10 protein-coding genes are annotated in these 13,092 nt (G+C 72.5%); 9 read left to right on the top strand and 1 reads right to left on the bottom strand.

Annotated elements, in window-relative coordinates:
* Positions 1-24 precede the first annotated feature (24 nt).
* The 9 genes from ACFQS2_RS12505 (at position 25) to ACFQS2_RS12465 (ending at position 11,733) form a co-directional block, all read left to right on the top strand.
* A complete protein-coding gene (locus tag ACFQS2_RS12505; protein WP_377793942.1) occupies positions 25-1,095 on the top strand; it encodes a tRNA (adenine-N1)-methyltransferase in 1,071 nt (356 codons plus the stop codon).
* A gap of 37 nt (positions 1,096-1,132) precedes the next feature.
* Complete coding sequence (gene arc / locus ACFQS2_RS12500) at positions 1,133-2,722, top strand: proteasome ATPase (RefSeq protein WP_377016973.1); 1,590 nt, start codon at positions 1,133-1,135, stop codon at positions 2,720-2,722.
* Positions 2,719-4,449, top strand: a complete 1,731-nt coding sequence (dop, locus tag ACFQS2_RS12495; RefSeq protein WP_377016975.1) for a depupylase/deamidase Dop — start codon at positions 2,719-2,721, stop codon at positions 4,447-4,449. Before arc ends, dop begins: the two co-directional genes overlap by 4 nt.
* 101 nt (positions 4,450-4,550) lie before the next feature.
* Positions 4,551-4,742 (top strand): ubiquitin-like protein Pup, encoded by a 192-nt coding sequence (locus ACFQS2_RS12490; RefSeq protein WP_377793941.1) that lies wholly within the window; start codon positions 4,551-4,553, stop codon positions 4,740-4,742.
* A gap of 4 nt (positions 4,743-4,746) precedes the next feature.
* Complete coding sequence (gene pafA, locus ACFQS2_RS12485; RefSeq protein WP_377793940.1) at positions 4,747-6,156, top strand: Pup--protein ligase; 1,410 nt, start codon at positions 4,747-4,749, stop codon at positions 6,154-6,156.
* Between the two features lie 73 nt (positions 6,157-6,229).
* The gene (locus ACFQS2_RS12480; protein WP_377793939.1) at positions 6,230-7,183 is read left to right on the top strand and encodes an FKBP-type peptidyl-prolyl cis-trans isomerase; all 954 of its coding nucleotides are present in this window, start codon (positions 6,230-6,232) and stop codon (positions 7,181-7,183) included.
* Between the two features lie 72 nt (positions 7,184-7,255).
* Entirely contained in the window at positions 7,256-7,636 is a 381-nt protein-coding gene (locus ACFQS2_RS12475; RefSeq protein WP_377016983.1) for an FKBP-type peptidyl-prolyl cis-trans isomerase, read from the top strand.
* A 119-nt stretch (positions 7,637-7,755) separates the two neighbouring features.
* Positions 7,756-9,855, top strand: a complete 2,100-nt coding sequence (locus ACFQS2_RS12470) for a primosomal protein N' (RefSeq protein WP_377794175.1) — start codon at positions 7,756-7,758, stop codon at positions 9,853-9,855.
* Positions 9,856-9,996: 141 nt separating this feature from the next.
* Positions 9,997-11,733 carry an SLC13 family permease gene (locus ACFQS2_RS12465; protein ID WP_377016985.1) on the top strand — a complete coding sequence of 579 codons (1,737 nt, stop codon included), beginning with the start codon at positions 9,997-9,999 and terminating at the stop codon, positions 11,731-11,733.
* 90 nt (positions 11,734-11,823) lie between these two features.
* Here ACFQS2_RS12465 and ACFQS2_RS12460 read toward each other — a convergent pair whose 3' ends face one another.
* Positions 11,824-13,038, bottom strand: a complete 1,215-nt coding sequence (locus ACFQS2_RS12460; protein ID WP_377016987.1) for an MFS transporter — start codon at positions 13,036-13,038, stop codon at positions 11,824-11,826.
* Between the last annotated feature and the right edge of the window lie 54 nt (positions 13,039-13,092).

Genomic DNA, 13,092 nt, shown 5'->3' with positions numbered 1-13,092 from the left:
ACCGCACGTCATATGCTGGAACGCATGACTGATCAGCCGTCGCAGCCCGCAGCCCGGACCGGGGCGCAGGGCCCCGCGCCCCGCGCGCCCCGCCGCGGCCTGGACCGCACCGGCCCCTTCGATCTCGGCGACAAGGTCCAGCTCGCCGACTCCAAGAACCGGCTGCACACCATCACCCTGAAGCCCGGCGGCGAGTTCCACACCCACCGCGGCGTGCTGCGCCACGACCAGCTGATCGGCGCCGAGGACGGCGTGGTCGTCGAGGACAACCGGGGCACCAGATACCAGGCGCTGCGCCCGCTGTACGCCGACTACATGCTCTCCATGCCGCGCGGCGCCGCCATCATCTACCCCAAGGACGCCGCCCAGATCCTCATGTGGGGCGACATCTTCCCCGGCGCCCGCGTGCTGGAGGCCGGGGTGGGCTCCGGCGGCCTGACCACGGCGCTGCTGCGCGCCGTCGGCCCCGACGGCAGCCTGCACTCGATCGAGCGCCGCGAGGACTTCGCCGAGGTGGCCCGGGAGAACGTCGAGACCTTCTTCGGCGGCCCCAACCCGTCCTGGGATCTCACCGTCGGCGACTTCCAGGACGTCGCCCCGACGCTGGCGCCCGACGGGCCCGCCGTCGACCGCGTCGTCCTGGACATGCTCGCCCCCTGGGAATGCATCGAGGCCGCCGCGGAGGTGCTCGTCTCCGGGGGCGTGTTCCTCGCCTACGTCGCCACGGTCACCCAGCTCTCCCGCACCGCCGAGGCGCTGCGCGACCATGGGGAGTTCACCGAGCCCTTCGCCTGGGAGTCCTTCGTGCGTCCCTGGCACCTCGAGGGGCTCGCGGTGCGACCGGAGCACCGCATGAACGCCCATACCGGGTTCCTGCTCACCTCGCGCCGCACGGCCCACGGCACGTCGGCCCTGTCGCGCGTGACCCGCCCGGCTCCCGGCTCGCGGGTCGAGGAGGAGATGAACGATCCCGCCAACGACGGCTTCGGCGGCTCGGACAGCGAATGGGGCCCGCAGGACCTGGGGGAGCGCGGCGTCGCCCCGCGCAAGCTCAAGCGCGCCCTGCGCGACATCCGGCAGGGCCGGGACCGCTGAGCCGACCGGCGACGACAGGGAAGGAGAGGCCGCGACGATGAAGACCTACGCGGAGATGACGGCCGAGCTGGAGCAGCTGGCCGCCCACAACGACCGCCTCACCAGCGGGCTGCGAGCCGCCCGCGCCCAGATCGTCGAGCTCAAGGCCGACCTGGAGCGGGTGGGGGATCCGCCGAACTCCTACGCCACGTTCCTGCGCCGCACCGAGGGGACCACCATCGACGTGCTCCACAACGGCCGCCGGCTGCGCGTGGCCACGGCCGCGAGCCTGGACCTGGAGAGCCTGGAACCCGGCGCCGAGCTGCGACTGAACGAGTCGCTGGCCGCCGTGGAGGCGGTGGCCCCGAGCGATGCGGGCAACGTCGTGCCCGTCGTGGAGTCCCTGCCCGACACCCGCGTGATCGTGGCGGTCGCCCCCGACGACACCCGGGTGCTGCGCCGCGCCGGCGCCCTGGCCGAGGAGGCGCTGCACCCTGGTGACCACGTGCTGGTCGACCTGAAGGCGCAGCTGGTCATGGAGCGCATCGACCGCGCCGAGATCACCGACCTCGTCCTCGAGCAGGTCCCCGACGTCACCTTCGACCAGATCGGGGGGCTCGGCGGCCAGATCGAGGCCATCCGCGACGCCGTCGAGCTGCCGTTCCTCCAGCAGGACCTCTACCGCACCTACGGTCTGCGCCCGCCCCAGGGCGTGCTGCTGTACGGCCCGCCCGGCTGCGGCAAGACGATGATCGCCAAGGCCGTCGCCCACGAGCTCGTGCTGCGATCGGCCGAGGTGCGCGGCGTCAGCGTCGCCGAAGCCCTCGAGAACTCCGCGTTCCTCAACATCAAGGGCCCGGAGCTGCTGAACAAGTACGTCGGTGAATCCGAGCGCTCCATCCGCCTCGTCTTCGAGCGTGCTCGCGAGAAGGCCGCCGCCGACCACCCCGTGGTGATCTTCTTCGATGAGATGGAGGCCCTGTTCCGCACCCGCGGCTCCGGCCTCTCCAGCGACGTCGAGACCACGATCGTGCCGCAGCTGCTGGCTGAGATCGACGGCGTCGAGGACCTCGACAACGTCATCGTCATCGGCGCCTCCAACCGTGAGGACATGATCGATCCGGCGATCCTGCGCCCCGGCCGGCTGGACGTGAAGATCCGAGTGCGCCGTCCCGATCTCGAGGCGGGCCGCGAGATCCTGGGGCTCTATCTCGACGAGTCCGTCCCGATGCGGGAGGACCGCGACCAGCTGCTGGATGTGGCGGCCCAGGACATCTACGACGACGGCCCGGCCTCGGCGTTCGTGCGCCTGGAGTACTCCGACGGCTCCGAGGAGACCCTCCACTTCCGCGACTTCGTCTCCGGGGCGACGCTGCGCAACATCACCGACCGCGCCAAGAAGCTCGCGGTCAAGGACCAGCTGGCCAGCGGGTCGGTGGGACTGACCGCACAGCATCTGCGCGAGGCGATCACCGCCGAGTTCGTCGAGAACGAGGACATGCCCTCGGCGGCGCACCCCGAGGACTGGGCTCGCGTCTCCGGCACCCGCGGCAAGCAGGGCCGCCGGATCGAGGCAGTGGTCCCGCTGCAGGGACGCTCCCGCGCGGCCGAGGCGGAGGAGCCCCTGGTCGAGGAGGTGCGGGGATGAGCACTGACACGAGCGATCAGGCCGGCGGCCCGGCGGGCCTGGCGGATGTCACCGACCTCACCACCGAGCGCGTCATGGGGATCGAGACCGAGTTCGGTGTGCTCCACACCGATCCCGAGACCCGCTCGCGCGCCGGTGCCGGCAGCGCCGTCGGACTCTCGCACCTGGTCGTCGGCGCCTACGCCCTGCTGGACCCGCACGAGGGCGAGCGCGGATCCCGCGTACGCTGGGACTACGGCGATGAGACCCCGCTGCGCGACGCGCGCGGCTTCGACCTGCAGCGCGCCGCAGCCCACCCCACCCAGCTCACCGACGAGGTGCACGAGGCGCACCTGCCCAGCGCCCCGAGCCTGCCCAGCGTCGAGCTGGATGCCCCGGCCGCCGGCCCCGAGACCGCCCCGGACGGCGATGACGCCGAGGTGCTCAGCTGGGCGGCCCAGCGTTCGATCGGCAACGCCGTGCTGGCCAACGGCGCGCGCTGGTACGTCGACCACGCGCACCCGGAGTACTCCGCCCCCGAGGTCACCCGTGCCCGCGAGGCCGTGGTCGCCGACCGTGCTGGGGAGGAGATCGCTCGCCGCGCCATGGGAATCCTCGAGGCCGCCGACGGCATCCCGGGCGTCACCCTCTACAAGAACAACACCGACGGCAAGGGCGCGTCCTACGGCACGCACGAGAACTACCTCGTCGAGCGCGAGGTGCCGTTCGAACGCCTCACCGCCGCGATGCTCCCGTTCCTGAGCACCCGCCAGGTGCTCGTGGGCGCCGGTCGTGTGGGCCTCGGTCCCCGGGGCGAGCAGCCCGGCTACCAGATCTCCTCCCGCGCTGACTTCATGGAGGCCGAGGTGGGACTGGAGACCACCTTGAACCGGCCGATCGTGAACACGCGCGACGAGCCCCATGCGGACCCCTCGCGCTTCCGCCGCCTGCACGTGATCATCGGTGACGCGAACCTGCTGGAGGAGTCGACGTTCCTCAAGCTCGGCTCCACCTCCCTGGTGCTCGCCGCGCTGGAGGCCGAGCACCGCACCGGGCATGCGATCCTTCCCGATCTGCGCCTGGCCGACCCGGTCGCGGCCGTGCACACGATCAGCCACGACCCCACGCTGAGAGCGACCGTGCCCCTGACCGACGGGCGCGAGCTCACCGCCCTCCAGATTCAGCGCGCCCACCTCGAGGCGCTCGAGCCGCTGTGCGACCCGGGCGACGAGGAGACCGCGGCGGTACTGCGCACGTGGGGCGAGCTGCTGGACCTGCTCGAGCAGGATCCCGCGCTGGCCGCCGACCGCATCGAATGGGTCGCCAAGCTGCAGCTGCTCGAACGCTACCGCGCCCGGCACGGCCTGGAGTGGGGCGATCCGCGGTTGTCCCTGATCGACCTGCAGTTCAGCGACCTCCGTCCCAGCCGGGGCCTGTTCGCGAAGCTGCGCGCAGCCGGCGCCGTGGGCACGCTCGTGGCGCAGGAGGAGGTGGACGCGGCGATCACCACCCCGCCCGCGTCGACCCGCGCCCACCTGCGCGGCCGCCTCATCGCCGCCCATCGCGAGCACGTCCCCTCGGCCGGGTGGGACGCGATCACCCTGGCCGGGCCCGACGGCGGACACCGTCTGCGCCTGGCGGATCCGCGCCTCGGCTCCGCCTCCTGGTGCCAGGCCCACGGCATCGACCTCCGCGGGGGCGTCGAACAGATCCTCGACTCGCTGCGCCGAGCCGTCGGCGAGCACTGAGGATGATGCTCGGCCCCGACGCCGGCGTCTCCGCACGACGGCCGCGCTGACACCACGATTCCGCAGACCGACCACAGCCCCCGACCACCGAGGAGAATCCCGTGTCCCAGCAGTCACTGCATGCATCCGGTCCCGAGCCGGACGACGACAACGGCAGCACCGAGAGCGCCAGCGGCGGCCAGACCCATGCCTCGGCCCAGGCTGCGGACGACCTGCTCGACGAGATCGACTCCGTGCTGGAGTCCAACGCCGAGACCTTCGTGCGCTCCTTCGTCCAGAAGGGCGGCCAGTGACCCGATGAGGCGTCGAGTCGGAGGCCTGGAGACCGAGTTCGGGCTGGTGTGCGTGCACGCCGACGGCACCCGCGCGCTCGAGCCGGAGAACGCGGCCCGCGAGCTGTTCCGGCCCGTGGTCGCCATGGGCCGTTCCTCGAACGTCTTCCTGCCCAACGCCGCCCGTCTCTACCTCGACGTCGGCTCCCATCCGGAGTACGCCACGGCCGAATGCGACGACTGGTGGGAACTGGTCGCCCAGGACCGCGCCGGCGAACGCATCTTCGCCGACCTCGCCGAGCAGGCGGGGGAGCGCCTCGCCGCCGACGGCCAGGACGCTCGGATCCACCTGCTCAAGAACAACGTCGACTCCGAGGGCAATGCTTTCGGCTCCCACGAGAACTACCTCGTCGACCGCCGCGGCGAGTTCACGCGCCTGCCGCGGTACCTCCTGCCGTTCCTGGTCACCCGGCAGATCGTCACCGGCGCCGGGGGAGTGGTGCGTGACGAGGACGGGGCCCGCTTCGTCTTTTCCCGTCGCAGCGACCACATGTGGGAGGCGGTCTCGTCGGCCACCACCCGAACCCGTCCGATCATCAACACCCGCGACGAACCCCACGGCGACCCCACCAGGTACCGCCGCCTGCACGTCATCGTCGGCGACTCGACGATGAGCGAGGTCTCCACGCACCTGCGCTTCGCCACCACCGACCTGGTCCTGCGCGCCATCGAGTCGGGCCGGGCCCTGCCCGATCTGACCCTGGCCGACGACATCGCCACCATCCGCGCCGTCGCGCGCGACCTCACCGGGCAGGCGCCGATCCCCACGGCCGGCGGCGGCACCACCTCGGCGGTCGAGATCCAGCAGCGCTGGCTGGATCTCGCCGCCGAGGTCACCGAGGAGACCGAGGGCTCCGACAGCGCCGAGCGCGACGTGCTGGAGACCTGGCAGAGAGCGCTCGACGCGGTGCGCACCGGGGACCGCAGCTGGGCCGCGACCCGTCTGGACTGGGCCATCAAGGAGCGCCTGTTCTCGCAGGTCGCCGAGCGCCGTGGGGTCGAGCTCTCGGATCCGGCGCTGGAGCGGCTCGACCTTGCCTACCACGACATCTCGCCGGGCCAGGGCCTCTTCGCCAGTCTCCAGGCCCGCGGGCTCGCTCCGGCGGTCCTCTCCGAGCAGCGCATCGAGGCCGCCCGCGAGGTCGCTCCCGCCACCACGCGGGCGCACCTGCGCGGGCAGGTGGTCACCGCCGCTCAGCAGCATGGCGTCGACCATGTCGTGGACTGGACCACGATGCGCCTGACCCGTCCCGGGTCCATGCCGGTACAGGTCCTCGACCCGTTCGCGACCGAGCTCCCCGCGGTCGACGAGCTCCTGGCCGAGATCCGCCGGTCCGGGACCGGATCGGCGAGCGATGATCCGCCGCCCGCCTGAGAATCCGGGGCCGCGCGCCCCGTACCCTGGTGCACGTGCCCCGCTCGGGGCTCCCGATCCGAAAGGCCTGCTCTTGATCCGCCGCCGCACCTTGTTGACCTCCGCTCTCGCTGCGACCACGGTTGCCGGCGTGGCCGCCTGCTCCGACGACGGCGCTGATGCCGAGAACACCGCGGCGGCCTCCGACGGCGGCGGCGACCCGGCCCTGTCCGCCGTGACGGTCAGCGACGACCTCGAGGCGGAGCCCACGATCGAGTTCACCCCGCCGGTGCAGATCACCGCGCCCGATTCGGCCCTGATCACCTCCGGGGACGGCGAGACGATCGCCGAGGGCGACACCATCATCTGGCGCAGCGTCTATTCGGACGCGAGCACCGGCGACGTGCTCGAATCCTGGTGGCAGGGCGCCCCGGCCAATGGCGTGCAGGTCACCGCGGAGACGCTCGGTGACGAGGCGTTCGCGTTCCTCACCACGGTCCCGATCGGCTCGCGCGTCGCGATGGCCGGCTGGCAGACCACGACGTCCGGGCAGTCCTACGCGCTCATCCAGGCCTCCGACATCGACCGTGTCGTCTCGCCGCTGCGCGCCGACGGCGAGGCGCAGGAGCCCTCCGGAACCTTCCCGGCCGTCAGCCTCGACGAGAACGGCGCACCCTCCCTGGAGTCCGCGCCCGAGGGCGAGGCACCCACCGAGACCGTCCGCGAGACCCTCATCCAGGGCGCCGGGGACGCCACCCGCGAGGGCGACTACCTGACCATGCACTACACGGGATGGAACTGGGACTCCGGTGAGCAGTTCGACTCCTCGTGGGAGCGTGGGGCGCCGTTCGGTTTCCCGCAGGGCATGCAGAAGGTGATCCCCGGCTGGGACGAGAACCTGCTGGACCTTCCCGTCGGGTCCCAGGTGATGCTGGTGGTCCCCCCGGCCGAGGCCTACGGTGAGGAGGGCGAGTCCGAGCACGAGCTCGCCGGACAGACCCTCCTGTTCGTCATCGACGTGCTCGATGCCGCGCACAAGGCAGACTGACCCCACGACACCGACACCGTCCCGGCGGAGGCGGCCGCACGACGGCCCCTTCCGCACATCCCAGGAGGACCCATGGATCGCAGCAAGCCCGAGATCGAGCACCCCGAAGGCCCCGCGCCCACCGAGCTGGTCAGCAGTGAACTGATCGTCGGGGACGGCGAGCAGGCCGCCCGCGGCGACGTAGTCGACGTGCACTATGTGGGCGTCTCCCACTCCACCGGCGAGCAGTTCGACGCCTCCTGGGATCGTGGCGAGCCGCTGCGCTTCCAGCTCGGCGTCGGCCAGGTCATCACCGGCTGGGACCAGGGCGTCCAGGGCATGAAGGTCGGCGGGCGCCGCCGCCTCGAGATCCCCGCCTCGCTCGCCTACGGCGACATGGGCGCACCGCCCGTGATCGCCCCCGGCGAGTCCCTGATCTTCGTGTGCGACCTGGTGGCGGTGCACAAGCGCTGAACACGTCCGCCACGCCGGCGGCGGGGGGACCGCTCGGGGAGCAGGAGAGCCTCTTCACGGCCCCCGTCGCCCCCGAACCTCCCGCCCCGGAACGCGGATCGGCGCCCCGGGACGGGACGCTGCGCACCACCGCAGGCTTCGACGTCGTCGACGAGCTTCCCGTGGCCAGCGTGCGCCTGGTGGGCGTGCTGCCGCATCTGGACCGTCCCTTCGAGTACGCCGTCACCCCCGATACCGCCGCAGCCGGGCCCGGTATGCGGGTACGGGTGCGCTTCTCGGGCAAGGACACCGAAGGCATCGTGCTGGGGCGGCACGCCGAGGCGTCGACCGACCGCCCCCTGGCGCCCCTGCGCCGCCTGGTCTCCGAGGACGTCGTGGTCCCGCCGGCCATGATGCGGGTCTGCGAGGAGGTCGCCCAGCGCTGCGCGGGCACGGTGGGGGATGTGCTGCGCCTGGCCCTCCCGCCGCGCCATGCCCGCGCGGAGAAGGCGGACCGCGCCGCGGAGGACAAGGCGCTCCAGCAGGAGCAGGCCTCCGAGGACGCCCACACCGAGGCCTCCGATCGCGAGGACGCCGACGGAGAGGATGCCGGCCAGGACGTCGCCGGCGATGAGGCTGCCGGCCAGGACGCCGGCGACGGCGCGGACACGGGGGCTCCCGCGCCGCGCCCGGGCGATCGCTACCCCGGCCTGGCCGCTCTGATCTCCCGCGCCGGGCAGCCGACCGGCCCGGTGCCACGTGCCACCATCACCCTCGACGCCGCCGATCCCTGGACCGTCGTGGCGGCCGACGCCATCGCCGACCTCGGGCCCGATCAGGGAGCCCTCGTCATCGCCCCGGACCAGCGGGACATCGCCCGGCTCAGCCGGGTCCTGGCGGACAGGGGCATCGAGCACGAGATCCTGGCGGGCACCGAGGGCCCCGAGAAGCGCTACCGCACGTTCCGCCGGATCCTCCGAGGCGCCACCCGCGTGGTCCTGGGGAACCGCTCCGCCGCCTTCGCACCGGTGGCGAACCTCGCCCTGGCGATCTGCTGGGACGAGGCCGACGACCTGCTCGAGGAGCCCCGCGCCCCGTATCCCCACGTCCGCACCGTCCTGCAGTGCCGGTCCGCCGAGCAGCGCTGCGCCCTGCTCTTCCTGGCGGCCAGCGACTCGGTCCCGTTGCAGGCGCTCGCGGAGGCTGGCTACCTGGCCCGGCTCGAGCCGCTCCCGGCGTCCGTGACCGCCGTGCGCCCGCACATCGTCGCCATGGACCAGTACCTCCGCGAACGGGAGGGCCCCTCCGGGCGCTCCCGGCTGCCCCAGGAGGCGATGCGCGTGATCCGTCGCGGACTGGAGCGCGGCCCGGTGCTCGTCCAGGTCCCGCGCAGCGGATACGTACCGGCCATCGCCTGCACCTTCTGCGGCACCCGTGCCCACTGCCCGAACTGCGCCGCCCCGCTGTCGGTCACCGGACGCAGCGGCCCGCTGCACTGCCGGGTGTGCGGGCGCCGCGAGGACGGGTATCGCTGCCCCGAATGCGACCGCACCCAGGTGCGTGCCATGGTCATCGGTTCCACCCGCACCGCCGAGGAGCTCCACCGCGGCTTTCCCGACGTCCCGCTGAAAGTCGCCGGCGGCGCCCATGGTGCGCTCGAGGACGAGAACGTCCCTGAGCACGGGATCGTGGTCGCCACCCCGGGCGCCGAGCCCGCACCCCCGGGTCGCTTTGCCGCCGCACTGCTCCTGGACGCCGACGCCATGCTCGCCCGCGCCGCCTTCGATGCCGACGTCGAGGCCGTGCGCCGCTGGCGCAACGCCATCGCACTGGTGCGCACCGCGGACGAGGGCGGGCACGTGCTGGTCGTCGGCACCGCCACACTGCCTGCGATCCGTGACCTGGTCGCCCATCGCTCGCGGGTGTTCCTCGACCGCGTCCTCGCCGACCGCCGGGAACTGGACCTGCCTCCGTTCAGCAGGGTCGCCGAGATCGTCGGTGACAAGGACGCCTGCCGCAACTACCTGGAGACCACGGATCTGCCGGACGGCACCGACGTGTTCGGCCCCGTCGACCTCGAGGAGCCGGAGTCGGCAGGCCGTGCCCGGGCCGTGGTGCGTCTGGACCCGCGCCGCTCCCGTGAGCTCGCCGATGCGCTGCGAGCGGGCGTGGCCGCGCGCTCGGCCCGCAAGGCTCGCGGGTCGCTGCGGGTGCGCCTGGATCCGCCCGACGTGTTCTGACCCCGAGGCGCGGTCCCGTCGGCGTCGCGACCGTGCCTCGGGGCGGTGCCCGCACCGGCCTGCTCGCCTCCGCCGCCGACGTCCCGTAGTGTGATCGGTCGCACCGAAGAGATCGCGACGAGGCGACGGAGGGCACAGATCATGCGCGAGGGACCGACGACGTCCAGCACTCCTGAGGGGCCCGAGGGACAGGACGCACGTGCCGGAGGGGACCGACGCGTCGAGAGCGGCACTCCCGAGAGACGCGACAGGCCCGGAGGGCGCGACGACCTCGTCGAGACCGAGCACGCCGAAGGGGACGGGAACCGGGACGATCTCTCCGAGGGGGAGCGGGCGCCGGCCGCGCCGGGCCGCACCGTTCTGGTCCGGCGCCTCGGTCTCGCCGTCGGGCTCGTGGCCGCCGTGGTCATCTACCTGATCATGCCGGCCGAGGCACCCCACGCCGCCCGGCTCACGGCCGCCACCGCCGTCCTGATGGCCGTGTGGTGGATGACGGAGGCGCTGCCGATCCCGGCGACGGCCCTGGTGCCGGTGGTGGTCTTCCCCGTCCTCAACACCGACGTCGGCTTCGACGACGTCGGCGGCTCCTACGGGAACAACATCGTCTTCCTGTTCATGGGCGGCTTCATGCTGGCGCTGGCCATGCAGCGCTGGAACCTGCACAGACGTATCGCCCTCGCGATCGTCGCCGCCATCGGCACCAGCCCGTCGCTGCTCATCCTCGGCTTCATGGTCGCGACCGGATTCATCTCCATGTGGGTCTCCAACACGGCCACCGCGGTGATGATGCTGCCCATCGGGGTCTCGGTGCTGCTGCTGGTGAACAAGCTCCGCCTCGAGGACGCCGCGACCAAGGGCGAGGAGCCGGGTGAAGGCGTCGATCCCGACCCGTCGGCCGAGGGCACGGCCAGCAAGGCCGTCCGCTCCAACTTCGGGGCCGCGCTGATGCTCGGCATCGCCTACTCCGCCTCGATCGGTTCGCTGGCCACCATCATCGGCACCCCGCCCAATGCCCTGCTCGCCGCGCACATGAGCCAGGACTTCGACGTCACCATCGGCTTCGGCCGGTGGATGGTCGTGGGAGCTCCGCTGGCGCTGGTGTTCATGGCGATCGCGTGGGTACTGCTGACCAAGGTGATCTTCCGTCCCGAGATCACGGAGATCCCCGGCGGGGCGGAGCTGATCCGGGACGAGCGCCGCAAGCTCGGCAGCATCTCCTCGGGAGAGGTCCGTGTGCTGACCATCTTCGTGCTCGCAGCCCTCAGCTGGGTGTTCGTCCCCCTGATCTGGCGATTGGTGAGCGAGGGGGACCCGCCCATCAGCGACGCGGGCATCGCCATGCTCGTCGCCCTGCTGCTGTTCCTGCTCCCGGCCGGAGCGGCCCGCGGGGTGCGCCTGCTGGACTGGGAGGCGGCGGTGAAGCTCCCGTGGGGCGTGCTGCTGCTGTTCGGCGGCGGTCTCGCCCTCAGCGCCCAGTTCACCAGCTCCGGGCTGACGGACTGGATCGGCGAGGTCACCCAGGAGCTCGGCGGACTGCCCATGGTGCTGATCGTGGTGATCGCCGCCGCCGGCATCCTCTTCCTCACCGAGCTGACCTCGAACACCGCCACCGCCGCGACATTCCTGCCGGTGGCCACCGCGGTCGCCACCGGGATCGGCATCGACCCGATGCTGCTGGCGATCCCGGTGGCGCTGGCCGCCACCTCGGCCTTCATGCTGCCGGTGGCGACCCCGCCGAACGCGATCGCCTACGGCTCGGGATACGTGCAGATCCCGCAGATGGCCAAGGCGGGAGTATGGCTGAACCTGATCGGCATCGTGCTGATCACCGCGGCGACCATGACCCTCGCGGTCTGGGTATTCGGGCTCGTCTACTGATCTCGCGCCGGTCGCGCGCCGGACTCCGCAGCGGCCGGCTGCGGGCGCCGCGGCCCGTCGTCCCGGCCCTCCGGCCGCAGGGCTCCGGCGTCATCCGCCCTGCGTGCGCAGCACTCCCAGCGCCAGTGCGGCGGCGAGGATCACGCCGGCTCCCACGACCGCCACGGTGGCGGGCCACCCGAACGCCTCGTAGACGTGGCCCGTGCTCCATCCCAGCACGCTGGAGCCCGCGTAGTAGGCGAGGTTGTACAGTCCCGTCGCCTGCGAGCGCGCCCCCTCGGCCCGGGCCCCTGCCCAGCCGCTCGCGATCGAGTGCGCCGCGAAGAAGGCGCCTGTCATCACCAGCAGGCCCACCAGCACCAGGAGCAGGGGCCCGGCGATGGTCAGCAGGAGCCCGAGCAGCATCACACCCATCGCCGCGAGCATGACCGGCAGCCGGCCGTACCGGGTGGCCAGACGCCCGGCGGCGGGGGAGGAGACGGTCCCGCCGAGGTAGGCGAGGAAGACGAGCCCCACCACGCCCGCCGACACCCGGTACGGCGCCGCGGTGAGGTGGAAGGCGAGGTAGTTGTAGATCGCGACGAAGCCACCCATGAGCAGGAATGCGCACGCGAACAGGACGAGCTGGCCGGGATCGCGCAGCGTGCGGGTCAGGCGCGCCGCCCGGGGAGCCCACCGCCGGGAACCCGTCCCGGAGTCCGGCGGCACGAATCGCCGTTCCCGCGGGGCCGTGAGCACAAAGGCGGCGGCAGCGGCGGCCGAGAGCAGCGCGACGGCGCTCATCCCGGCCCTCCAGGTCAGCGCATCGGCGATCGGAGTGGCGACCACGCGTCCCAGCAGCCCGCCGACGGTGGTTCCCGCCACGAACCAGCCCGCCGCGATCGCCCGGGCCTGCTCGTCCACCTCCTCGGAGAGGTACGCCATGGCCAGCGCCGGGATACCGCCCAGAGCCGCGCCTTCCAGCAGCCGCAGCACCAGGACCAGCTCGTAGCTGGGTGCCCACGCCGCGACCAGCGCCAGCGTCGTGGCCGCGGACACCGCGAGGACCATCGCCCGCAGCCTCCCGATCCGGTCTCCCGCGAAGGACCAGGGCACCACGGCCAGAGCGAGGCCGCCGGTCGCGGCCGAGACCGTCAGCGCCGCCTGTTCGGGGCCGACGCCGAGATCCGCGGAGATCAGCTGCAGCATTCCCTGCGGGGAGTAGAGCTGGGCGAAGGTGGCGATGCCCGCGCACACCAGAGCCACGAGCATGCGCCGGTACGCGGGGCTGCCGACCGGGTGTCCGGGCCGGTGCTCGTCGAGCATCACACCACGCCCCTCACAGCAGATCCATCAGGCGGCGTCCCTCAGCGGACGACG

The organism is Brachybacterium sp. GCM10030267 (genome assembly GCF_042666875.1).
In the GTDB taxonomy this organism is placed as follows: Bacteria; Actinomycetota; Actinomycetes; order Actinomycetales; family Dermabacteraceae; genus Brachybacterium.
Note: the sequence above shows the minus strand (reverse complement) of the source record. Positions and strands in the feature narration are given on the sequence as shown.